General features: G+C 69.2%; 18 protein-coding genes and 1 tRNA gene. All 19 read right to left on the bottom strand.

Translation table 11 applies throughout. The features are described 5' to 3' along the window. Window positions 1–39: 39 nt before the first annotated feature. The 19 genes from QZ772_RS07985 to QZ772_RS07895 all read right to left on the bottom strand — a co-directional run bounded on the left by QZ772_RS07985 (window position 40) and on the right by QZ772_RS07895 (window position 22,808). Window positions 40–543: a thermonuclease family protein gene (locus tag QZ772_RS07985; protein WP_295524522.1), complete on the bottom strand. Its 504-nt coding sequence runs from the start codon at window positions 541–543 to the stop codon at window positions 40–42. 2 nt (window positions 544–545) lie between these two features. Continuing rightward, complete coding sequence (locus QZ772_RS07980) at window positions 546–1,580, bottom strand: HD domain-containing phosphohydrolase (protein WP_295524521.1); 1,035 nt, start codon at window positions 1,578–1,580, stop codon at window positions 546–548. Beyond that, the gene (locus QZ772_RS07975; RefSeq protein WP_295524520.1) at window positions 1,577–5,224 is read right to left on the bottom strand and encodes an ATP-binding protein; all 3,648 of its coding nucleotides are present in this window, start codon (window positions 5,222–5,224) and stop codon (window positions 1,577–1,579) included. The genes QZ772_RS07980 and QZ772_RS07975 overlap by 4 nt, the downstream gene beginning before the upstream one ends. 136 nt (window positions 5,225–5,360) lie before the next feature. After that, a tRNA-Thr gene (locus QZ772_RS07970) sits at window positions 5,361–5,436 on the bottom strand. Between the two features lie 77 nt (window positions 5,437–5,513). Continuing rightward, window positions 5,514–6,524, bottom strand: coding sequence for a class 1 fructose-bisphosphatase (locus QZ772_RS07965; protein ID WP_295524519.1), 1,011 nt, complete (start codon window positions 6,522–6,524; stop codon window positions 5,514–5,516). Window positions 6,525–6,551: 27 nt separating this feature from the next. Beyond that, window positions 6,552–9,251 carry an aminopeptidase N gene (pepN, locus tag QZ772_RS07960; protein WP_295524518.1) on the bottom strand — a complete coding sequence of 900 codons (2,700 nt, stop codon included), beginning with the start codon at window positions 9,249–9,251 and terminating at the stop codon, window positions 6,552–6,554. Beyond that, the gene (locus QZ772_RS07955) at window positions 9,235–9,945 is read right to left on the bottom strand and encodes an HAD family phosphatase (protein WP_295524517.1); all 711 of its coding nucleotides are present in this window, start codon (window positions 9,943–9,945) and stop codon (window positions 9,235–9,237) included. Before QZ772_RS07955 ends, pepN begins: the two co-directional genes overlap by 17 nt. Further along, a protein-coding gene (prfB, locus tag QZ772_RS07950) for a peptide chain release factor 2 (protein ID WP_295524516.1) occupies window positions 9,945–11,049 on the bottom strand; the annotation gives its coding sequence in 2 pieces (ribosomal slippage) (window positions 9,945–10,967 and window positions 10,969–11,049; 1,104 coding nt in all). The genes QZ772_RS07955 and prfB overlap by 1 nt, the downstream gene beginning before the upstream one ends. A 46-nt stretch (window positions 11,050–11,095) precedes the next feature. After that, on the bottom strand, window positions 11,096–12,319 hold the full coding sequence (locus QZ772_RS07945; protein ID WP_295524515.1) for a hybrid sensor histidine kinase/response regulator: 1,224 nt from the start codon (window positions 12,317–12,319) through the stop codon (window positions 11,096–11,098). Then, window positions 12,309–12,977 carry a chemotaxis protein CheB gene (locus tag QZ772_RS07940; protein ID WP_295524514.1) on the bottom strand — a complete coding sequence of 223 codons (669 nt, stop codon included), beginning with the start codon at window positions 12,975–12,977 and terminating at the stop codon, window positions 12,309–12,311. The genes QZ772_RS07945 and QZ772_RS07940 overlap by 11 nt, the downstream gene beginning before the upstream one ends. Continuing rightward, window positions 12,977–13,759 carry a protein-glutamate O-methyltransferase CheR gene (locus tag QZ772_RS07935; protein ID WP_295524556.1) on the bottom strand — a complete coding sequence of 261 codons (783 nt, stop codon included), beginning with the start codon at window positions 13,757–13,759 and terminating at the stop codon, window positions 12,977–12,979. Before QZ772_RS07935 ends, QZ772_RS07940 begins: the two co-directional genes overlap by 1 nt. A gap of 134 nt (window positions 13,760–13,893) precedes the next feature. Continuing rightward, complete coding sequence (locus QZ772_RS07930; protein WP_295524513.1) at window positions 13,894–17,388, bottom strand: response regulator; 3,495 nt, start codon at window positions 17,386–17,388, stop codon at window positions 13,894–13,896. A 103-nt stretch (window positions 17,389–17,491) separates the two neighbouring features. Next, window positions 17,492–18,412 carry an alpha/beta hydrolase gene (locus tag QZ772_RS07925; RefSeq protein ID WP_295524512.1) on the bottom strand — a complete coding sequence of 307 codons (921 nt, stop codon included), beginning with the start codon at window positions 18,410–18,412 and terminating at the stop codon, window positions 17,492–17,494. Between the two features lie 64 nt (window positions 18,413–18,476). Next, window positions 18,477–19,454 carry a tripartite tricarboxylate transporter substrate binding protein gene (locus QZ772_RS07920; RefSeq protein WP_295524511.1) on the bottom strand — a complete coding sequence of 326 codons (978 nt, stop codon included), beginning with the start codon at window positions 19,452–19,454 and terminating at the stop codon, window positions 18,477–18,479. A 145-nt stretch (window positions 19,455–19,599) separates the two neighbouring features. After that, window positions 19,600–19,992: a monovalent cation/H(+) antiporter subunit G gene (gene mnhG, locus QZ772_RS07915; protein WP_295524510.1), complete on the bottom strand. Its 393-nt coding sequence runs from the start codon at window positions 19,990–19,992 to the stop codon at window positions 19,600–19,602. Then, window positions 19,989–20,267, bottom strand: a complete 279-nt coding sequence (locus QZ772_RS07910; RefSeq protein WP_294372460.1) for a K+/H+ antiporter subunit F — start codon at window positions 20,265–20,267, stop codon at window positions 19,989–19,991. Before QZ772_RS07910 ends, mnhG begins: the two co-directional genes overlap by 4 nt. Next, entirely contained in the window at window positions 20,264–20,755 is a 492-nt protein-coding gene (locus tag QZ772_RS07905; protein ID WP_295524555.1) for a Na+/H+ antiporter subunit E, read from the bottom strand. The genes QZ772_RS07910 and QZ772_RS07905 overlap by 4 nt, the downstream gene beginning before the upstream one ends. Next, window positions 20,755–22,464, bottom strand: a complete 1,710-nt coding sequence (locus QZ772_RS07900; protein ID WP_295524509.1) for a monovalent cation/H+ antiporter subunit D — start codon at window positions 22,462–22,464, stop codon at window positions 20,755–20,757. The genes QZ772_RS07905 and QZ772_RS07900 overlap by 1 nt, the downstream gene beginning before the upstream one ends. Next, window positions 22,461–22,808: a Na+/H+ antiporter subunit C gene (locus tag QZ772_RS07895; protein ID WP_017761071.1), complete on the bottom strand. Its 348-nt coding sequence runs from the start codon at window positions 22,806–22,808 to the stop codon at window positions 22,461–22,463. The genes QZ772_RS07900 and QZ772_RS07895 overlap by 4 nt, the downstream gene beginning before the upstream one ends. Window position 22,809: the final 1 nt, after the last annotated feature.

Below are 22,809 nucleotides of genomic sequence, written 5' to 3'. Positions count from 1 at the left end.
ACTGCCAGGTCGTGCAGGTTTCGCGCTGCGGCGCTGCGTTCAATGCCCCCGTTCTGCGTCGTCAGTATCGAGTTCTCGTTGCTCGCGGCGCCATTGCCAGGGCGGGGTCGGGTTCGCTGCCTTCCACAGTCCGACCCGTGCCCGCCGCGCCCGCGCTTCGGCGGCGGCATAGCGGCGCCGGGCGGAGGGCGTCTGCGCTTCGGCGTACTGGCGATACCACCACGCCATGCCTGCCTCCAGCATGGCTTCTCCGGCATCCACGCTGGGGGGCGCGTCCGGATCTTCCGGCGGCGGCACCTGCACGGCGCAGACCGCCCGGCCGTAGCGGTCGCGGTCCATGCAGTGCAGCGCTACCTCGCGGTGCAGCGCCAGTCGCGCCATCAGACGCCGCGCATTGCGGCCGTGGGGTTGGCCGGATTCGGGGGCATCGATGGCGTGCACGCGCACCGTCAGCGCCTCGCCGTCATCGCACTCGGCGCGCAGGGTGTCGCCATCGCTCACGGCCGTGACAAGGCACAGCAGCAGGGCCGCAGCGAAAGCCACGGTCAGTGGTCTTCCGGATCGAGCAGCATGATGTCGGCTGCGTCGTCGCCGAACTGGGCCTTGATCTCGAGGATGCGTGGCATGTTCTGCTGCAGCAGGTCCACCAGCGTGGGGTCGAAGTGGCTGCCGCTCTGGCTGCGGATCCAGGCCATGGCTTCTTCGACGGGCCACGCCGGCTTGTAGGGGCGCACGCTGGTGAGGGCGTCGAAGACATCAGCAAGCGCGACGATCCGACCCACCAGCGGAATGTCCGCGCCGGCCAGGCCGTGGGGGTAGCCGCTCCCATCCCATTTCTCGTGGTGGGTCAGCGCGACGGTGCCCGCCAGCTGGAACAGGCGCGACGGATGATTGCCGAGGATGTCGGCGCCGATGATCGGGTGGGTCATCATCACCGCGCGTTCTTCGGGGGTCAGGGGCCCGGGTTTCTGGAGGATGGCGTCGGGAATGCCGATCTTCCCGATGTCGTGCATGGGCGCGGCGTGCAGCAGGTCGTCTGCTTCGGCCGGGCCGTAGCCCGAGGCCAGCCCCAGCAGGTGCGCATAGTGGCTCATGCGCACGACATGCATGCCGGTCTCGTTGTCCTTGTATTCGGCGGCGGCGCCCAGACAGCGGATGGCTTGCAACCGCGTGGCCTGCAGTTCCTCCATGCGCACCAGCGACAGGTGGGTGCGGATGCGGGCGCGCAGGATGCCGGCGTTGAGCGGCTTGACCACGTAATCGACGGCGCCGCAGGCCAGGCCCAGCTCCTCGTTGGCCTCGTCGGCCAGTGCGGTGGCGAAGATGACCGGCACGTAACGCGTGAGTTCGTGGCTCTTGAGTTCGCGGCAGACTTCGTAGCCGGTCATGCCCGGCATCATCACGTCCAGCAGCACCAGGTCGGGGGCCGCGGCGGAGGCCAGCGCCAGCGCGCTTCGGCCGTCCTTGGCGAAGACCAGGCGATAGTCCGCGTGCAGCATGCTGCGTACCACCTGGAGGTTCAGGGGTTCGTCGTCGACGACGAGCACGGTAGGCCGCTGGATCGCGGAGAGGTCGGTCATGGGTGGGAAGCCTTCTCGCCTGCCAGGGCCGCATCGGGCGGCAACCGGTCGATCAGCGATTCTAGGAGCCGGGCGGCGGTGCCGAACTCGAAACTGTCCAGGGCCTGCCGCAATGCGTCCGCAGTCGCGCCTTCTTCCATGACGGCCAGCGTGGCGGCCAGGGCCGGCCAGTCCTCATCGCCGGCCATTTCGTTGCGGCAGATGGCGCGCAGCAGTTCTCCCAAGGCGGCGCGCAGGCGCTCGAGGTCCAGGAGGACGCGTGCGCTGTCCGGCGTGGGGCGCGGCGGGGGACGGCTGTCCAGGGCGGCCTGCACGGCGTCGAATTCGGCACTCAAGGTGGGAATGGCCTGGCGTGCCGTATCCGTTTCGCCCTGGGCCAGCGCCAGTTCGATGCGTGTGGCGGCGGCAGACAGGCCGTCGCAGGCGAGGTTGCCGGCCAGGCCGCGCAAACGGTGGGCGATCTGGCGGGCGTCGTCGAGCCGCCCGTGCTCGACCTTTTCGGCGATGGCGGCTGCGGCCGCGCCATGCTCGGCCAGCATCTTGTCCAGCGCCCGGCGCAGCGCGGATTCGTCGGTCCAGGTGCGGATCCCGCGGGCCCAGTCGATGCCGGACTGCGGGGTCACGCTGGCGGGTCGGTCCTGCGGCATCGGCAGGGCGAGCTCACCGCCGCTGCGCTGCAGGCCGGTGACGCGCGCCATCTCGGCCAGCAATTGGGCGGCTTCGAAAGGCTTGGGGACGAAGCCTTCCATGCCGGCGGCGCGCGCGGCCTGCCGGTCGGCGGGCAGCACGCTCGCGCTGAGGGCGATCAGCGGTGTGAGTGGCAGGCTCAGGGAGGCCTCGTAGTCACGGATGCGGCGGGCGGCTTCCAGACCATCGATGCCCGGCATGTGCACGTCCAGCAGAACCACGTGGAAGCGGTGCTTCATCAGCAACGCCAGCGCCTCGGACGCGTCGGCGGCGATGCTCACCTGGTGGCCCCGCTGTCCAAGTGCCAGACGGACCAGATCGCGGTTTTCGGGCACGTCGTCCACGGCCAGCACCGACAGCGGTGGCGGCTCCGCCGTGGGTTGCACCTGCATGCCCGGGTGCGTCGGGGCAGAGGCCACCTTCAGCGGCAGCAGCACGCGGAAGAGGCTGCCTTGCCCCGGCGTGCTCTGCACTTCGATACGCCCGCCCATGAGCTCGGTGAGCTGGCGCGCGATGGTGGTGCCCAGGCCGGTCCCGCCGAAGCGCCGGCTGGTGGACGCATCCGCCTGTGCAAAGGGGTCGAAGATGGCGGTCAGCCGATCGGACGGGATGCCGATGCCCGTGTCCTGCACCGACAGTTCGACCAGGTCGCCTGCGCGGCGCGCGGCGAGGCGCACCTCACCGCGCTCGGTGAACTTGATGGCGTTGCCCAGCAGGTTGGTCAGCACCTGGCGGATCCGGACGGCATCGGCGCGGAAATGCGTGTCCAGTGCCTCGTCCCAGTGCACCTGCAGGACCAGGCCCTTGCGCTCGGCCTCCAGCCCCAGGGAGGCGGCGGTCTGTTCCAGCAACTCGCGCAGGCAGACGTCGGACAGCTCCAGCTCCAGTGCGCCGCGGTCGAGCTTGGCCGTGTCCAGGATGCCGTTGAGCAGACCCAGCAGGCTCTGGGCCGACTGGCGCACGGTCTGCAGGTGGCGACGCTGCTCGACCGCCAACGGGCCTTCGAGGAGCAGCTCGGTGAAGCCGAGGATCGCGTTCATCGGCGTGCGGATCTCGTGGCTCATGTTGGCCAGGAACATGGTGCGCGCCGCCGCGGCCTGCTCGGCGCGGGCCTTGGCCTCGCGCAGGGCGCCCTCCATCTGGCGGCGGGGGTTGATGTCCTGCGCCAGGAGCACCACGCGCACCACGATGCCGTCGGCGTCGAAGATGGGGTTGTACGAGCCCTGCAGCCAGAACTCCTGGCCCTGCCGGGTCATGCGGCGGTATTCGCCGACCTCGAATTCTCCGCGGCGCAGGCGCTGCCAGAGCGCGTCGAAGGCGGTCTGGCGGCCAGCGGCGGCATCCACCAGGTCGTGGTGGTGGCGGGCGGTGAACTCTTCGAGCGTGTAGCCCATCCAGCCGAGCATGCGGTCGTTGGCCCACTCGATGCGGCCGTCCATGGCGAATACCGCCACGCCCATCACCCGCTGGACAGCCTCGGCCGTGCCGCCCTGCATCCAGTGGTGGCGCCGGGTCTCGGTGATGTCGAGCAGCACACCGTCGAGGCGTGGAGCTCCGCCCTCGCGCGGATGGGTCACCTGGCCGGTGAACCAGACCCAGCGCTCGGCGTCGCTGCGATGCAGCAGCCGGAACTCGGCCGTCACCGGCCCACCTTCGGCCAGGCCGGCCGCCAGAACCAGGGCCTGCTGGATGCGCTGCCGGTCGGAGGGATGGATCAGGTGCGCCAGGCTCCGCCTCCCCGAGGTGAAGTCGGAGGCAGGCCAGCCGGTCAGGGCGTCCACGCTGGGGCTGACGAAGAGCGTCGTGTGCGCGTCGTCGAGCAGGTGGCTGAAGGAGACCCCGGGGATGTTGTCGATGAGGGCGCGGTAGCGACGCTCACGCTGCCGGATCGCTTCTTCCTCGGCATGCTGCACGCTGATGTCGGCCAGCGCGACGATGCGCCCCGTCTCGCGCCCCGATGCGTCGTGGCCGAGGGCCGAGCGGGTGAGCCGGAGTGCCAGACTGCCGCCACTCGGCAGGGGACGCAACGCCCGGCGCTCGCCCGGGCCGGCCGGGCTGTTTGCCGGATCCTTGAGCCACTCGGAGAGGTCGGTGCCGGCAGCATCGAGCAGGGCCGGAAGCGCTTTGCCGGTCACGTCGGTTGCGCTCAGGTCCAGTAGCCGCAGCGCCTCCGCGTTCGCAGCGGTGATGTGGTGATCGCGGTCGAGAACCAGCAGCCCATCGGGCGCCAGATCGAATCGCTGCTGCAGCGCGTTCAGCCGCGCCGCCTGGGCCCGCGACTGCCGGATGCCGCACATGCCGATGTACAGAAGTGCCAGGGCACACAGTCCGAACCACTGCTGGGGCCAGGGCAGACCGTGCCAGTCGGGCAATGCCGGCTCGGTCAGGGGATCGGTCAGCGTGCCGATGGCGGCCATGGTTGCGGCCACCGGCGGCGCAGCGAGAGCCCAGACTGCAGGGTGCCATGGCCGCTGGGCCTTTGGCATCCGGGGCGCTCGCATCAGTGCATAGGCCAGCAGCATGGCCAGCGCGGCGGCGGCCAGCATCACGCTCATGAAGCCAAGGGGCGAAGAGCCTTTTCCGATGAAAAGCGCCGTGCCGACCAGTCCGACCATGGCCGCAGCGCCCGCGCGCCAGCGGGAGGATGCCTTGACGCTGGCCGCCAGTGCGGCCGCGGCTGCCGCGCCGGGCAGCAGGGGCCAGCCCCAGGCGGCCTCTTCACCGCTCATCCCATGCAGGCCGAGTCCGGCTCCGGCACGGACCGAGAGCGTCAGCCCCATGGTCCAGAGCACCGTGGCGAGCAACGCGGCCCCGCAGCGGTCGATTCGTTGGGGGACGGTGCGGCTGGCCTTGAGTGCATGCCAGCCGCACAGCAGGGCAGCAGCAGCGGCCAGCCACATGCCCGCCGCTGGCCTCAGGTGTGCGAGGGTGCCGAGCCAGTCGGTCTGCGTGGGCATTGTGCGGTCTGGGGGAAGGGGGAGGAGCTTACTGTGTCGTACAACGCGCGGCCTCGACTTGCCGCGGACGCGGCACGGCGCCTGAGTGCGTCAGCCAACAAAAAAGCCCGCAAGCATCAGCTTGCGGGCTTTGAGATGGTGCCGGCGACCGGAATCGAACTGGTGACCTACGCGTTACGAGTGCGTTGCTCTACCAACTGAGCTACGCCGGCGAAAAATTTATTCTAAAGCAGGAAGGCACTGTGGTGAGTGCCTTTGTAAGCAGCCCGAGAGTATAGCGCCTAAAAGCTCACGCCTCCAAATGGTACTTCGTCACGCGCTCGACCTCGTTCCTGGAGCCGAGGATCACCGACACGCGCTCGTGCAGCTTCTGGGGCTGGATGTCGAGGATGCGCTCGCGGCCGTTGGTGGCCGCACCGCCGGCCTGCTCGACGAGCCAGGCCATCGGATTGGCCTCGTACATCAGGCGCAGCTTGCCCGGCTTCTCGGGCTCGCGCTTGTCCCAGGGGTACATGAACACGCCGCCGCGGGTGAGGATGCGGTGCACGTCGGTCACCATGCTGGCGATCCAGCGCATGTTGAAGTCCTTGCCGCGCGGGCCGTCCTTGCCGGCCAGGCATTCGTCGATGTAGCGCTTCACCGGAGCGTCCCAGTGGCGCATGTTGCTCATGTTGATCGCGAATTCCTTGGTGTCGGCCGGGATCTCCATCTTGTCCTGCGTGAGGATGAAGCTGCCCTGCTCGCGGTCCAGCGTGAACATGGCCACGCCATCGCCCACGGTGAGCACGAGCACCGTCTGCGGGCCATAGAGGCAGTAGCCGGCGGCCACCTGCTTGCAGCCCGCCTGCAGGAAATCGCCTTCCTGCACGCCCGGGTGATCGTCCGGCTTCTTGAGCACGCTGAAGATGGTGCCGATGCTGACGTTGACGTCGATGTTGCTGGAGCCGTCGAGCGGGTCGAACATCAGCAGGTATTCGCCCTGCGGGTAGCGGTTGGGCACCACGTAGATGCTGTCCATCTCCTCGCTGGCCATTGCGGCGAGGTGCCCGCCCCATTCATTGGCCTCGATCAGCACCTCGTTGGCAATGATGTCCAGCTTTTTCTGAACCTCGCCTTGCACGTTCTCGCTGCCGGCGGTTCCGAGCACGCCGCCCAGGGCGCCCTTGTTGACCGACAGGCTGATGCGCTTGCAGGCGCGGGCCACCACCTCCAGCAGCAGGCGCAGCTGGCCCGGAATGAGGCCATCGACGCGCTGCTGCTCGACCAGGTAGCGGGTGAGTGAAATGTTCTGAGAGGCCATGGGGTCTCCTGGGAGGGTTTCAAAAAATCAGGGGGCGAGGGCGCGGCTGACGACCTCGAGCGTGTCCTTGCTCAGGCCCGGGCGGGCCGCCACGCGGGCAATGGCTTCGCGCGCGGCGCCCCGGTAGGGCTCGGCCAGCTTGTTCCAGCGGTCCAGCGCACGGGCCAGCCGGGCGGCAACCTGCGGGTTGATCTCGTCGAGCTCGATCACCCGCTCGCTCCACCACACGTAGCCGGCGGCGTCCAGGCGATGGAAGGCGCCGGGGTTCGCGCTGCAGTAGCTGAAGATCACGCTGCGCGCGCGGTTCGGGTTCTTGATGGAGAAGTCCGCATGCCGCGTGAGCTGCTTGACCAGCGGCAGCACGTCGCCGCCGCGGTCGGGCGCGCCGGCCTGCAGGCTGAACCACTTGTCGATGACCAACGCCTCGTCCTTGAACATGGCGTGGAAGCGCGCCAGGGCCTGCGCCGCCAGCGGATGACCCGCCACGACCAGCGCCGTCAGCGCATTGAAGCGGTCGGTCATGTTCGACGCGTCCTTGAAGCGCTGCAGCGTCTTGCCGGGCCAGACGGCGTCGCCCGACTCGCGTGCGGCGATGCACAGGTGCGCCAGCGCCATGCCGGCCAGCGCACGGCGGCCGGCCGAGACCGGCTCGGGCCGGTACGCGCCGGTGTCCTTGTTGTCCTCGTAGGCCTGCTGCCATTCGGCGAACAGGGCGGTGGCCAGCTGGGTGCGCATGGCCTCGCGCACGCGGTGCACGCGCTGCGGATCGACCACGTCCAGCTGCTCGGCGATGTAGACCTCCGAGGGCAGCGTCAGCACCAGTTCCTTGAAGGCGGCATCCAGCGCGCCATTGCGCAGCACCTGGCGCATGGCGCCGATGAAGGCCTCGTCCAGCACCGGTGCGTCGGGCTGGCGGCTGTCGTCGCCGATGGCGGCGAGCGCGGCACCGAGCGCCAGGCGCTGTCCGGCCTCCCAGCGGTTGAAGGGATCGCTGTCGTGGGCCAGCAGGGTCAGCAGCTGGTCGCGCGTGTAGTCGAACTGCAGCACCACCGGCGCGCTGAAGCCGCGCAGGATGGAGGGCACCGGCGCCTCGTCCAGGCCGGTGAAGGTGAAGCACTGCTCGGCCTCGTGCAGCACCAGCGTGAGCGATTCGCCGGCGGGCTGGGCCTCGCCTTCCAGCTGCAGCGGCAGTGCGCGGCCATCCGCGCCCAACAGGCCCACGGCCACCGGGATGACGAAGGGCTCCTTCACGGGCTGGCCGGGCGTGGGTGGGCAGCTCTGCGATAAGGCCAGCGTGTACGTGCGGGCCTCCGCGTCGTAGTTGCCGGTGGCGGCCAGACGCGGCGTGCCGGCCTGGCTGTACCAGCGCTTGAACTGCGGCAGACGGCGGGCCAGCTCACTCTCGGGATTGGCGTCGGCGATGGCCTGGGCGAAGTCGTCGCAGGTCACGGCCTGGCCGTCGTGGCGTTCGAAGTACAGCGTCATGCCGCGCGCGAAGCCTTCGCGGCCCACCAGCGTCTGCATCATGCGGACGACTTCGGCGCCCTTCTCGTAGATGGTGACGGTGTAGAAGTTGCTGATCTCGATGTAGCTGTCGGGCCGCACCGGATGGGCCATCGGCCCCGCGTCCTCGGGGAACTGCGCCGTGCGCAGCACCCGTACGTCCTCGATGCGCTTGACCGCGCGCGCCGACGGCTCGGCGCACAGGTCCATGCTGAACTCCTGGTCGCGGAAGACCGTCAGCCCCTCCTTGAGCGAGAGCTGGAACCAGTCGCGGCAGGTGACGCGATCACCGCTCCAGTTGTGGAAGTACTCGTGACCCACCACGCTCTCGATGTTGGCGTAGTCGGCATCGGTGGCCGTGGCCTGGCTGGCGAGGACGTACTTCGTGTTGAAGATGTTCAGGCCCTTGTTCTCCATGGCGCCCATATTGAAGTCGCTGGTGGCGACGATCATGAAGCGGTCCAGGTCCAGCGGCAGGCCGAAGCGGGCCTCATCCCACAGCACCGAGTGGATCAGCGAGTTCATCGCATGCTCGGTCTTGTCCAGGTCGCCGGCGCGCACGTAGACCTGCAGCAGGTGCTCGCGGCCGTTGCGGGCCTTGATGCGCTGCTCGCGCGCCACCAGCTTGCCGGCCACCAGGGCGAACAGGTAGGCCGGCTTCTTGAAGGGGTCCACCCACTTGGCGAAGTGGCGGCCCTCGGGCAGCTCGCCTTCCTCCACCAGGTTGCCGTTGGACAGCAGCACCGGGTAGGCCGCCTTGTCGGCGCGCAGGGTGACGGTGTAGCTGGCCATCACGTCCGGACGGTCCAGGAAGTAGGTGATGCGGCGGAAGCCCTCGGCCTCGCACTGGGTGAAGAAGGTGTTCTGGCTGACGAACAGGCCCATCAGCTTGGTGTTCTTCGCCGGGCAGCAGGTGGTGAAGATCTCGAGCTCGAACTCATCGGGCAGGCCGTCCATCACCAGCTGGCTGCCTTCCATGCGGAAGGCGGCGCCCTGGCCATTGACCAGCACGCGCGCCAGGTTGAGCTCGTCGCCGTCCAGCCGCAGCGGCTGGGCCGCCACGTCCGGGTTGCGCCGCAGCTTCATGCGGTTGAGCACGCGCGTCTTGGCCGGGTCGAGGTCGAAACACAGGTCGACGGTGTCGATCCAGTAGGCCGGCGGCGAATAGTCCTCGCGCTGGATGGCGACGGGCTGGGGCGATTGGGCATCACGAGAGAGCAACATCGAGCGTCTCCAGAAAATTTGAGCGGAGGAGAAAGTGGTAGTCGCGCACGGTCGCGATCACATGCGGACCGGCGAGTTCGTCGGCGCGGTGGGTGCTGCACACGGCCACCGCATGCATGCCGGCGCGGCGCGCGGCCTCGATGCCGAAGGGCGCGTCCTCGAAGACGATGCAGCGCGCGGGATCGGCGTCGATGCGGCGGGCCGCTTCGAGAAAGATGTCGGGTTCGGGCTTGCCGCGCAGGCCCTCGTCGCCGCCGACGATGGCCAGCGGCGGCGGGTCCATCTTCAGGCGTTCAAGGGCGAAGGCGATGTTGTGCCGGTCGCCGGCGGTGCCGACGGCGATCTTCAACTCGCGGGCTGCGGCCTGCCGCGCGAAGGCGGTGAAGCCCGCGACCTCGGCGAAGGGACCGTCGAAAAGTTCGCGGTAGATCGCTTCCTTCTCGTTGACCAGCGCCAGGCATTCGTCCGGTGGCAGCTCGCGCTCGAAGACCTCGCGCATGCACTCGGTGCCGGTGCGGCCCGTGGTGCGGCGCAGGATCTCCTCGGCCGGCATGGTGATGCCATGCCGCTGGGCAAAGGCCACCCACGACTTCGCATGCCAGGGCATGGAGTCGATCATGGTGCCGTCCATGTCGAAGATGAGGGCTTGCACGGACAGGGCGGCACCCTCGGGACGCGGGCTGCGGTCGGGCATCAGACGCCCTGTTTCAGCGAGGCTTCGATGAACGGATCCAGGTCGCCGTCGAGCACCTTCTGCGTGGCCGAGATCTCGACGCCGGTGCGCAGGTCCTTGATGCGGCTGTTGTCCAGCACGTAGCTGCGGATCTGGTGGCCCCAGCCGACGTCGGTCTTGCTGTCCTCCAGCTTCTGCTGCTCCTCGAGGCGCTTGCGCATCTCGAAGTCGTACAGACGCGAGCGCAGCCGCTTCCAGGCCACGTCGCGGTTGCTGTGCTGGCTGCGGCCGTCCTGGCACTGCACCACGATGCCGGTCGGCAAGTGCGTCAGGCGCACCGCCGAGTCGGTCTTGTTGATGTGCTGGCCGCCAGCGCCGCTGGCGCGGTAGGTGTCCACACGCACATCCGAGGGGTTGATCTCGATCTCGATGGAGTCGTCGATTTCCGGATAGACGAACAGCGAGGCGAAACTGGTGTGGCGCCCCCCCGACGAGTCGAAGGGCGACTTGCGCACCAGGCGGTGCACGCCGGTCTCGGTGCGCAGCAGGCCGAAGGCGTACTCGCCCTCCACCTTGATCGTGGCGCTCTTGATGCCCGCGGTTTCACCGGGGGATTCGTCCTCGACCGTGGTCTTGAAGCCCTTGCGCTCGGCGTACTTGAGGTACTGGCGCAGCAGCATGCTGGCCCAGTCCTGCGCCTCAGTACCGCCGGCACCGGCCTGGATGTCGACGAAGCAGTTGTTGGGGTCGGCCGGGTTGTTGAACATGCGGCGGAACTCGAGCTGCTCAATCTCCTTGCGCAGCTCCTCGGCATCGTCGGCGATGGCCTTCAGGCCCGCCTCGTCGCCTTCTTCCTTGCTCATCTCGTAGAGCTCGGTGTTGTCGGCCAGCTCGCGCTCCAGGCGCTGGATGACCAGCACCACGCCGTCCAGCGCCTTCTTTTCCTTGCCCAGCTCCTGGGCCTTCTTGGGGTCGTTCCAGACCGACGGGTCCTCCAGCGAGGCGTTGACGGTCCTCAGGCGTTCGGCTTTGGCATCGAAGTCAAAGATACCTCCGCAAGTCGGCCGTCCGGGTGCTCAGGTCGGCCAGGGTGGTGCCAATGAGGTTGATCTGTTCTGCGTCCATGGTTCGATCCTGTTCTTGCGGGTATTCGGGGAAACGCGGGATTTTCTCACGCGGCGTCTTCGGCCGAGGGCGGCTCGAAGGGCAACACCACATGGAAGGCGGAGCCTTGGCCCGGTGCGCTCTCCAGTTCGATGCGGCCGCCGTGGCCCTGCACGATCTGCTGCGTGATGAACAGACCCAGACCCAGGCCGCTGGCCACCTCGCGGCGACCCGATTCGGCGCGCTCGAACTGCTGGAAGATGCGGGCCTGGTCCTCGGGCGCGATGCCGATGCCGCGATCGCGCACGCTCATCACCGCCTCTTCGCCGCGCAGCCCGACGTGCACGTCCACCGGCTTGCCGCCGCCATAACGCAGGGCGTTGGTCAGCAGGTTGGTCAGCACCTGCTCCAGGCGGAACTCGTCCCACACGCCGGTCAGCGGCTCGGCCGCCTCCAAATGGATGGTGGTGCCCGCCGCCTCCGCCTGCTGTGCGAGCGCGGCGACCACACGGCGGGCCATGGCGCTCAGGTCGAAGGCCTGAGGGCTCATCGACAGGCGTCCGTTGCGCATGCGGGTGACGTCCAGCAGGTCGTCGATCAGGCGGACCATGGCCTGGATCTGGCGCTGGTCGCGCTCGGCCGTCTCCTTCAGCCGCTCGGGCGTGAAGAAGAACATGTGGCCGCGCGCCAGGTGCATCTTGCGCACCTGCGTTTCCAGGTAGAGCGTGTTAAGCGGCGTGCGCAGTTCGTGCGAGACCATGGACATGAAGTCGTCGCGCATGCGCACCGCGCGCTCCAGGTCGGCGCGCGCCTCGCGCAACTCGGCCACCAGCGCCTGCTGCTCGCGGTGCAGCGTGGCCAGCGCGTCCATCTCGCGCTTGAGCGCCATGCGGCCGTGGTAGAGCTCGACGAAGACGCTGACCTTGCTGCGCACCATGTGCGCGTCCAGCGGTTTGTGCAGGAAGTCGACGGCGCCGCTCTCGTAACCCTGGAAGGCGTAGTTGAGCTCGCGGCCGGCGGCGCTGACGAAGATGATCGGGATGGTGCGCGTGCGCTCGGTGCCGCGCATCAGCTCGGCCAGCTCGAAGCCGTTCATGCCGGGCATCTGCACATCCAGCACCGCCAGGGCGAACTCGTGCTCCAGCATCAGCGCGAGCGCCTCGTCGCCCGAGCGCGCCTGGAACACGCGGCGCCCCGGGTCACGGATCAGCGCTTCGAGCGCGATCAGGTTCTCCTGCAGGTCGTCGACGATCAGCAGCTTGGTTTCGATCTCGGACGGGTCAGTGGGCATGGTGCTGGGCGTCGAGCAGGATCAGCAGCCGGCGCAGGTGGGCCAAGGGAAGGACGAAATCGGGCTGGCACAGGGCCAGGGCGGATCGGGGCATCTGGGGCGCCATGGCTTCGCTCGGCGACTGTACGGCGGTGAGGCCGCCCGCCAGGCCGATGTCCGCCAGGCCGCGCGCGCCATCCTCGTTCGCACCCGTGAGCAGCAGGCCCGCCACCCGGGGCCCGTAGGCGTCGGCCGCGGAACTCATCAGGAGGTCGATCGACGGTCGGGAGAAATGCACAGGCGGCTCGCAGCTCAGCGAGAAGTGGTGGTCTGTCTCGATGAAGAGGTGATAGCCGGGCGGCGCGAAGTGCAATGTGCCGGCGGCGACCGCCGCCTTGTCCCGCGCTTCGCACACGGCCATGGGCAGGCGGTGGGCAAAGATGTCCGCCAGGCGACTTTCGCGGTCCTGCGGCAGGTGGAGAACCGCCACCAGCGGCAGGTGCCAGGGCGTGGGCAGCGCGGCAGTCAGGCGCAGCAGGGCATCGACGCCGCCGGCGGAAGCACCCACCACCACGGCGTCCACGCGCCGCAACGCGCCCGGATCGACTTCGCCGTCCTCGAGCAGGCCGCGGTCCGGTTCGGTGCCGCGCACGGTGGGCGGGTGGCGAGGCGCGGACATCAGGCGGCCTTGCGGAAGATGCGTTCCGCCCGCGCCACCGGCGCGAAGCGCTCGGCAAAGGCGGAGAAATCCACACTCTCCTTCGAGCCCAGGCCGAGGAAGCCGCGGTGGCACAGCGAGTCGTGGAACAGGCCCAGCGCGCGGTCCTGCAGCCGGCGGTTGAAGTAGATCAGCACGTTGCGGCAGGAGACGAGGTGCGTCTCGGCGAACACGCTGTCGGTGGCCAGGCTGTGGTCGGCAAAGATCACGTTGGTCCGCAGAGCGGGGTCGAAGCGCGCGCCGCCATAGGCCGCGGTGTAGTAGTCGGAAAAGGACTTGCGACCACCGGCGCGCTGGTAGTTGGCCGTGTACTCGCGCACTGCATCGGCCGGGAAGATCCCCTGGCGCGCCTTCTCCAGCGACTGCGGATTGATGTCGGTGGCGTAGATCAGCGAGCGCTCCAGCAGCCCTTCTTCGCGCAGCAGGATGGCCAGGGAGTAGACCTCCTCGCCCGTGCTGCAGCCGGCCACCCAGACCTTGATCGACGGATAGGTGTGCAGCACCGGCACCACCTGCTGGCGCAGCGCGAGGAAGTAGTCCGGGTCGCGGAACATCTCGCTGACCGGCACGGTGAGGTACTGCAGCAGTCGGCCGAAGACCTGGTCGTCGCGAAGCACCTGCTCCTGCAGCGCCGAGATGCTGCGATAGCCCATCTGCTCCAGCGCGTAGTGCACGCGCCGCTTCTGCGATGCGCCGGTGTAGTCGCGGAAGTCGTGGCTGTAGCGCAGGTAGATGGCCTCCATCAGCAGGCGCAGTTCGATGTCCGATGCGCTGGGCGGCGGCGGCGCGGGGCGGGTGGCGTCGGCTGCGGTCCCGGTGACGTCCGACGAGCGCAGACCCGTCCGACCCCCGTCGGCTTCGCCTGTGGTGTGGGCGCTCACAGTCGCTCCATGTGCGGCATCCACACCCGCAGCAGCGAGAACAGTCGGTCGAGATCGATGGGCTTGGCCAGGTAGTCGCTGGCACCCGCGGCGAGGCACTGTTCCTGATCGTCCTTCATGGCCTTGGCCGTGACGGTGATGACCGGCAGCTTGCGGAAGCGCGGATCGCTGCGCAGGCGGCGCGTGGCCTCCAGCCCGTCCATCTCCGGCATCATCACGTCCATCAGCACCAGGTCGATGTCGGGCACGGCGTCGAGCTTGTGCAGCGCCTCGCGGCCGTTGCGCGCGACCTCGATCTTGGCGCCGCGCTGCTCCAGCGCGCTGGTGAGGGCGAAGATGTTGCGCACATCGTCGTCCACCAGCAGGATGCGCCGGCCTTCGAACACGCGGTCGCGCTCGCGGGCCGTGCGCAGCATGCTCTGGCGCTCGGCCGACAGCTGCGACTCCACCTTGTGCAGGAACAGCGTCACTTCGTCCAGCAGCCGCTCGGGCGAACGGGCGCCCTTGATGATGATCGAGCGCGAATAGCGCAGCAGCTCGGCCTCCTCGTCGCGCGTGAGGTTGCGGCCGGTGTAGACGATGACGGGCGGGAAGGAGCAGATCTCTTCCGACGACATCCGCTGCAGCAGTTCGCCGCCCTGCATGTCGGGCAGGCGCAGGTCGGTGATCATGCAGTCGAAGACCCGTTCGCGCAGCAGCGCCAGGGCCTCCTCGCCGGTGCCGACGGCGGTGATGGCCACGTCGTCGTCGCCGATCAGGTGCACCACGCTTTCGCGCTGCACGTCGTCGTCTTCCACCAGCAGCACCTGCTTGACCTTCTGCGCCAGGCGCGCCTCCAGCCGCGAGAACACGGCCTGCAGCTGCTCGCGCGTGGTGGGCTTGAGCGCATAGCCCACGGCGCCCATGTGCAGTGCCGCCTCGGCCTGGTCCTGCGCCGAGACCACGTGCACCGGGATGTGGCGGGTGCCCGCGTCGTCCTTGAGCTGCTGCAGCACGGCAAGGCCTGAGCTATCGGGCAGGCGCATGTCCAGCAGGATGGCGTGCGGCTGCAGCTCCTGCGCCAGCGCGAAGCCGTCGGCGGCGCCGTGGGCCACCAGGCAGCGCCAGCCGTATTCGTGCGCCAGGTCGTACAGGATGCGGGCGAACTGCGGTTCGTCCTCGATCACCAGCACGCGCCGGACGTCGTCCTCCAGCTGGCCGCGGTCATCGGCGAAGGTCGGGGCCGGTGCCGGCTGCGGTGTGGGCGGTGCGGCCTGGGCAGGGACGGGCAGCGGCGCCAGGGCCACTGGCGCTGGCGCCGCGGTGCTGCTGCGCGGCAGCGGTGCGGCGTCGTCGCCCTCCAGGCGCTGCGCGACGTCGGCCGGCAGGCTCAGCGTGAAGGTGCTGCCCTGGCCCAGTTCGCTGCTGACGGTGAGGGTGCCGCCGAGCAGGCGCGTCAGGTCACGCGAGATCGACAGCCCCAGCCCCGTGCCGCCGTACTTGCGGCTGGTGGTGCCGTCGGCCTGGTGGAAGGCCTCGAAGATCAGCGCCTGCTGGTCCGGGGCGATGCCGATGCCGGAGTCGCGCACGTCGAAGCGCACGCCGCCCTGCGGACCGGGCTGCACGCTCAGCAGCACCTCGCCCCGGTCGGTGAACTTGATGGCGTTGGAAAGCAGGTTCTTGAGGATCTGCTCCACCCGCTGCCGGTCGGAGATGAGGTGGGCCGGCGCGTCCGGCGAGACCTCGATGCGCAGCGCCAGCGACTTGTTCTGTGCCAGCGGCGTGAAGGTGGATTGCAGCGAGTCCACCAACCGCGCCACGGGCAGGAATTCGGCATGGATGTCCAGCCGGCCGGCCTCGACCTTGGCGATGTCCAGCACGTCGTTGATCAGCGTGAGTAGGTCGTTGCCCGAGTCGTGGATCGAGCGCGCGAAGCGCACCTGCTCCTCGCTCAGGTTGCCCTGGCTGTTGTCGGCCAGCAGCTTGGAAAGGATCAGTACACTGTTCAGCGGCGTGCGCAACTCGTGCGACATGTTGGCCAGGAACTCCGACTTGTAGCGGCTGGCGCGCGCCAGGGCGTCGGCGCGTTCTTCCAGGTCGGACTGGGCGCGGCGCAGCGCCGCGTTGCGCTGGTCGAGCTGCTCGGTGCGCTCGGCCAGCTGGCTGTTGATCTGCTCCAGCTCGGCCTGCTGGTTCTCGAGGTTGACCTGGCTTTCGGTGAGGGCGCGGGACTGCTCCTCGAGCTCCTCGTTGGCCGTGCGCAGCTCTTCCTGCTGCACCTGGAGCTCCTCGTTGAGCTGCTGGGTCTCGGCCAGCACCTGCTGCAGGCGCTCGCGGTAGCGGGCGGCAGCCATGGAGCTGCCTGCGTCTTCGGCCACGTTTCGCAGCAGTTCCAGCTCGCGCGCAGAGGGCGAGGTGAGCAAACCCAGTTCGACGACGCCGTTGACTTGGCCTTCGTGCGCGATCGGCAGCAACAGCACGGTGTGCGGTGGGGCCTCGCCCAGGCCCGAGCTCACGCGCAGGTAGCCGGGTGGCACCGGCGTGACGTCCATCAGCTCGCCGCGCGCCGCCGCCTGGCCCACCAGGCCTTCGCCCGGCAGGAAGCTCTGCGACGCGGCTTCGGCCTCGCGCGAGAAGCCGTAGCTGGCCACGCGGCGCAGGCTGCCGTCGGTGTCGTGCACGTAGACCGCGCCGACGGCGCTGCGCAGGTGCTGGGCGCAGAACTCCAGCACCTGTCGCCCCAGGTGCTGCGCCGTGAGCTGACCCACCGTGCGGCTGGCCAGCTCGTTCTGGGCACCCCGCAGCCAGGCCTGCGCCTCCATGCGTTCGCCGTGTTCCGCCTGCTCGGCAAGGGCGCGGCCGTAGCGGTCGGACAACTGAAGCATCTGGCGCCGGCCCAGGATGGCGAGCACCACGCTGATGAGGGCGCTGAGCAGCAGATAGCCGGCGACCACGCCGATGGCGGCACGGTTGGCACTTCGGTTGCGCTCCGCACGCAGGATCTGCTCGGTGCCCAGGAAGGCGTCCAGCGTGGCGCGGGATTCGTCGGCCAGGCGTTTGCCGCGGCCGGACTGCAGGCGGTCGCCGATCTCTTCGCCGCGCTGCTTGGCCTCCACGATTTCGTCGGCGTAGCTTTCCCACGCGCGCTGCAGCTCGTCGAGCTTGGTGGCGCGCTGCACCTGCTGGGGGTTGTCCGAGACCAGAACGCGCAACTCGCCCAGCAGGGAATGGGCGCGGTTGCGTGCGGCGTCGGTGGGCTGAAGAAAGGCGCCGTTGCCGGTCAGCAGGTAGCCGCGCACGGCGGCCTGCATGTCGGCCTGCAGCAACTGGGTCTCGGTGGCAGTGCGGGTGACGCGGTCGGTGTGCTCCACCCAGCTGATGACCGACAGCAGGTAGCCGATGAGCGCGACGAAGACGACGGCGCCCAGCCCGCCCAGGAGCAGAGGCAACTTGACGTTGCGGCTGAGCAGGCGGCGGAACTCATCGTTGGCGATGGCGGGGCGTCGGTCCATGGGCGGTGCGTGATCGGAGCAAAACCGGTCGAGTCTGCCCGAGGATGTGCACGCCGACTGTCGGAAAACGCCGCTTGTCCCGCCCCGGCCCGGCGGGCGGGATCTAGCCCGCGGCGAAGAACGCTTCGATCAGCGACGCCACCTGTTCGGGCTGGTCGTGATGCAGCATGTGGCCGGCGTCTTCCACGCGTGCCTCGTGCCATTCGCGCAGCGCGCGAAGACGCTGGTGGAACTCGTCCAGGGTGTAGCGACCCTTCCACCAGCCATGCAGGCTGTCGTCGCTGGCCACCACGGCCAGCACCGGCGCTGTGATGGCGGCATAGAGCGCCAGGGTCTCGTCGACGCGGAAGAGGTTGGCGTTGATCACCTTGTGCGCGGCGTCTCCCTGGATTTCCCAGCGTTCGCTGCCGTCGTCCTGCCGAACCGGGCGTGCCCACTGCCGCGCGAGCCAGTCGGCCTTGTCCTGTGACAGCCGAGGGTTGGTCTTGATCAGCCGGCGGGCCACGCCATCGGGCGCGCTGTAGCCCGAGAGGCGCATGCCGCCTTCGTGCAGCCGCTTGTTCTCGTCGATCCAGCGGGCGTAGCGCTTGGGGGCCTCCTCTGGCGAATAGGCGGGCATGCCGAAGCCTTCGAGGTTGACCAAGCGCCGGATGCGCTCCGGACGCACGCCGGCATAGTGCATCGCGACATTGCCACCCATGCTGTGGCCCACCAGATCCACCGGATGGTCGCCCGCATAGTGGTCGAGCAGCCAGTCGAGGTCGGCCAGGTAGTCCGGCATCCAGTAGTTGTCGACGCCGCCGCCCTCTGTCTGGCCGAAGCCGCGCCAGTCGGGGGCGACCACGAAGCGCTCCTGCGCCAGGGCGTCGATGACGAACTGCCAGGAGGCCGCCACGTCCATCCAGCCGTGCAGCAGCACCAGCGGCGGGCGCGTGGACGACGGCGTGCCCCAGGTGAGCACGTGGTAGCGCAGGTTGCGCACGGGAACGAAGTGGGACTGCGGCAGGCGACGGGGGGCGTACATGGACGGCGATCATAGAAAGACCGCCGCCGCCGGGCAGTCCGCCACCGGACAGGCACCGGCCGCCTCAGGCCGCCTTGATGCCCCGCATCAGGATCACGCCACCCAGCGTGGTGGTGTCGCTGCGGATGCGGCGGGCCAGCGCCTCGGGCGTGCCGCCGCGGGCCTGCCAGCCGGCCTTGAGCAGGGCCTCGCTCACCTCGGGGGTGCGCAACACGGTCTGCAGCGCGCCGTTCAGCCGTGCGATCGCGGCCGGCGACTGGCTGGCCGGCGCGGCCAGCGCCGTCCAGATTTCAAGGTCGGCGCCGCGCACATCGGCTTCGCGCAGCGTGGGCATGTCGCCCGTGAGCGGGCTGCGCTCCGGCGCCGTGATGCCGATGGCCTTGAGGCGACCCTGGCGGATGTGCGGCAGCGCCAGCCCCGGCGGCAGCAGTGCCAGCTGGATCTGGTTGGCGAGCATGGCCTCGATCACCTGCGGATTACCGGCGAAGCCCTGGTGCTGCGCGCGGATGCTGGTGCGCATCTTCAGCAGCTCCATGCCCAGATGGCCGACGGTGCCGTTGCCGGGCGTGCCATAGCGCGAATCGGTGCCGAGGTTGCGAGCCCACAGCAGCAGCTCTTCAGGGCGGTTGCCCTGGGCCTGCGCCATGGCGGCGAGCACCAGCGGCGCGGTGCCGATCAGGCCCACCGGCGCGAAATCGGTCTCAGGATCGAAGGGCACGGCCGCGTCCAGCAGCCGGGCGATGGTGAGGTTGCCGTTGATCAGTGCGCCGAAGGTGTGGTCGTCGCGGGCCTTGGCCACGGCGTTGGCCGCGATGTTGCCGCTGGCGCCTGCCTTGTTCTCCACGCCGACGCTCTGGCCGAGCAGCCGGGCCAGCGGTTCCGCCACGATGCGTGCCGCCGTGTCCGGCGATGAATTGGGGGGAAAGCCCACCAGCAGCTTCAGCGGACGCGTGGGCCAGCCGCCGGATTGCGCCCATGCCGGCAGGCAAGCGCTGGCCGCCAGGGCGGCGCAGGAATGGAGCAGACGGCGCTTGTCGACCATGAACGTGTCCGGGATTGACGAAAGTTACAAGACGTTAAAGGACTCGCCGCCGCCGCGCAAGGCGGGCTTGCCGGGCTGGCGCGCAAGTGCGGAGGGTGGCGAGGCGTCTGCACAACGCGTGGCGCCGCACCGGCGCCGACGCGGGTCAGTCCGGCGTCTTGTCGAGCTGGACGGTGACCGGGCCGTCGTCTTCACCGCGCGTGGCGGCGGGCGGCGGCACGTCTCCCCCCTTCTGGCGCTCCCGGAACAGCGCGGCGCGTGTGAGGAAGATGGTGGTGATCGGCGCCGTCAGCGCCACGAACATCGCGATCAGCGCCGCGTGCAGGAAGAGGTTCGAGCCCTGGGCCGAGAAGTACACCGCCGTGGCCAGCGAGACCGACCACACCCCGGCCGTGGCACCCAGCGTGGGCGTGTGGATGCGGCGGAAGAAGCTGGGCATGCGCACCAGGCCGAAGGAGCCGATGGCGGCAAAGCCGGCGCCCACCAGCACCAGCAGGGCGGTGAGCGCCTCGGACCACCAGGGCAGCGTGCCGCTCATTCGATCACCTCGCCGCGCAGCAGGAACTTGGCCAGCGCCGTGGTACCGACAAAACCGAACAGCGCGATCAGCATCGCCGCCTCGAAGTAGACGGCGCTCGAATAGACGATGCCCAGCGTCAGCATCATCAGCATGCCGTTGATGTAGAGGCAGTCGAGCGCCATCACCCGGTCCTGCGCCGTCGGGCCCATCAGCAGCCGCGCCAGCGCGCAGAGCATGGCGACAGCCAGGAGGAACAGCGCGCCCTTGAGCGCCCAGAACAAGAGTGGCGTCATGACTCGAAGATCTCCATCAGCACGGTCTCGTAGCGCAGCTTGATGCGCTCGATCAGGTCGCTTTCGTCGTCCACGTCGAAGACATGCAGCAGCAGCTGGCTGCGGTCGACCGCCAGCTCGGCCCAGGCCGTGCCGGGCGTGAGACACAGGATCATCGCCAGGACGGCCAGCCCGTTGGGATCGCGCAGATCCAGCGGCACGCGCACGAAGGCCGAGTGGATCTGCGGCGTCCGGCGGGTGAGCAGGGCGCGCGCGACGCCGAGTGCCGACACCAGCAGGTCGGCCATCACCAGGCGCAGGAGGCGCAGCGCCGCCAGCGGGCGGCGCATGCGCACCGTGGCCGGTCGCAGGCCCTTGGTGAGCAGGGGCACCACGACCGCCAGCAGCGCGCCCAGCAGCATGGTGGCCGGATGCAGCGACTGGTTCAGCAACAGCCACACCACCCAGAGCGCGATGGTGAGCGGGGGCGAGGGAATCAGGCGCCGCATCATGGCCGGACCTCCGCCCGCTTGGCTGTCGTGGGACCAGCCTTCTGGGTCGCCGCGAACACCGCTGCACGGTAGTCGCGGGTGTCGGCCAAGTTGGCGGCGGTGGCCTGGGCATGCAGCAACACCGGCCCGGCGCCCACGGCCAGTGCCATGCAGGCGGCCAGCAGGCCGGCCACCGGCAGCACCTCCAGCGCTCGCAGCGCCGGCAGCGAACCTTGCGTGTGGGTCCAGAAATGCCGGATGCCGCTGCGCGAGAAGGCCACCAGGGTCAGAAAGCCCGAGAGCAGCAGCAGCCCCATGAAGACCCAGCCCCAGCGGCTGACCTGCTGCGCGTCCAGCAGGCCCGAGAGCATCGCGAACTTGCCGATGAAGCCGGGCAGTGGCGGCAGGCCGGCCAGCAGCAGCACGCAGCAGACGAAGGCCAGACCCAGGAAGGCCACGCCCGCCGGAATGGCGCGGCCATAGAGCGCCTGCGCCTCGTCGTCGAGATTGACGTCGTCCAGGGCCTGCAGGTCCTCGGTGAGGAAGGGCGTGGTCGCTGCCGATTCGTGCGGCGCGATGCTGTGGCCGGCGTTGCGCCAGCGCTCGATCATGTCGATGAGCAGGAAGAGGGCGCTGGCCGCCAGCGTGGAGCCGAGCAGGTAATAGAGCGCCCCGGCCCAGACGCCTTCCTGCGCCAGCCCGACGGCCGCCAGAAGCGTGCCGGCCGACACCAGCACGGCGAAGCTCGCCAGGTTGGACAGCCGCTGCGATCCGAGCAGACCCAGCGAGCCCACCGTCAGCGTGGCCAGCCCCAGGCCGATGATCACCGGCTGGCCATACAGCGCCGAGTCACCCGCGTCGGGACCGAAGAACAGTGTCCAGGTGCGCAGCACCACGTAGACGCCCAGCTTGGTCAGCAGCGCGAAGACGGCGCTCACGGGGGACACCGCGGCGCTGTAGCCGGGCACCAGCCAGAAGTTCAGCGGCCAGGCACCGGCCTTGGCGAAGAAGGCGGCGGCCAGGATGGCCACGCCGGCATGCAGCAGCCCGCGGTCGGCCGGCGCCACCTCGGCAATGCGCTGGCTGAGGTCGGCCAGGTTGAGCGTGCCGGTCACGCCGTACAGCATGGCCGCGCCGATCAGGAACAGCGACGAGGCCGCCAGGTTGATGGCGATGTAGTGCAGCCCTGCGCGCACGCGCAGGGCGCCGGAGCCATGCAGCAGCAGCCCGTACGACGCCGCCAGCATGACCTCGAAGAAGACGAACAGGTTGAACAGGTCGCCCGTGAGGAAGGCACCGTTCAGGCCCATCAGCTGCAGCTGCAGCAGCGGGTGGAAATGCACGCCGGCGCGGTCCCAGCGAGAGGTGGAATAGATCGAGGCCGCGAAGGCCACCACGCCCGTCAGCGCCACCATCATGGACGAGAGACGGTCGGCCACCAGCACGATGCCGAAGGGGGCGGCCCAATTGCCGGGCAGGTAGACGCCGATGGAGCCCGGGCCGCCACCCGTGTCCGGCGTGTTCACCCAGCGCAGCAGCGCGAGCGCCACCAGCAGGCCGAACAGGCCGGAGATGACGGTCAGCGCGGACTTGGCGCGCCGGCGCTGCTCGCCCATCAGCAGCATCAGCGCGGCGGTGAGCAGCGGCAGCAGGATGGGCGCCGCCACCAGGTGCGGCATGGTGGCGTCGAGCAGCCGGTCGAGCAGCGAGAGGATTTCGTTGCTCATGTCTCCTCCCGCTCCTGGCCGTCCACATGGTCGGTGTCCGAGATGCCGCGCGAGGCCAGCATCACCACCAGGAAGAGCGCCGTCATCGCGAAGCCGATCACGATGGCGGTCAGCACCAGGGCCTGGGGCATGGGGTCGGCCGTGTTCTGCAGCGTGGCCTCCACGCCCTTGCGCAGCACCGGCTCGCTGTCCACCTTGAGCCTGCCCATGCTGAAGATGAACAGGTTGACGGCATACGAGATGAGCGTCAGTCCCATGATCACCTGGAAGGTCCGGGGGCGCACCAGCAGGTACACGCCCGACCCGGTGAGCACGCCGATGGCGATGGCGAGAACGGCTTCCATG

Origin of the sequence: uncultured Pseudacidovorax sp. (genome assembly GCF_913773995.1) — a bacterium.
GTDB lineage: Bacteria > Pseudomonadota > Gammaproteobacteria > Burkholderiales > Burkholderiaceae_C > Xenophilus.
The sequence above is the reverse complement of the archived record's forward strand: the minus strand, read 5'-3'. Positions and strand labels throughout refer to the sequence as shown.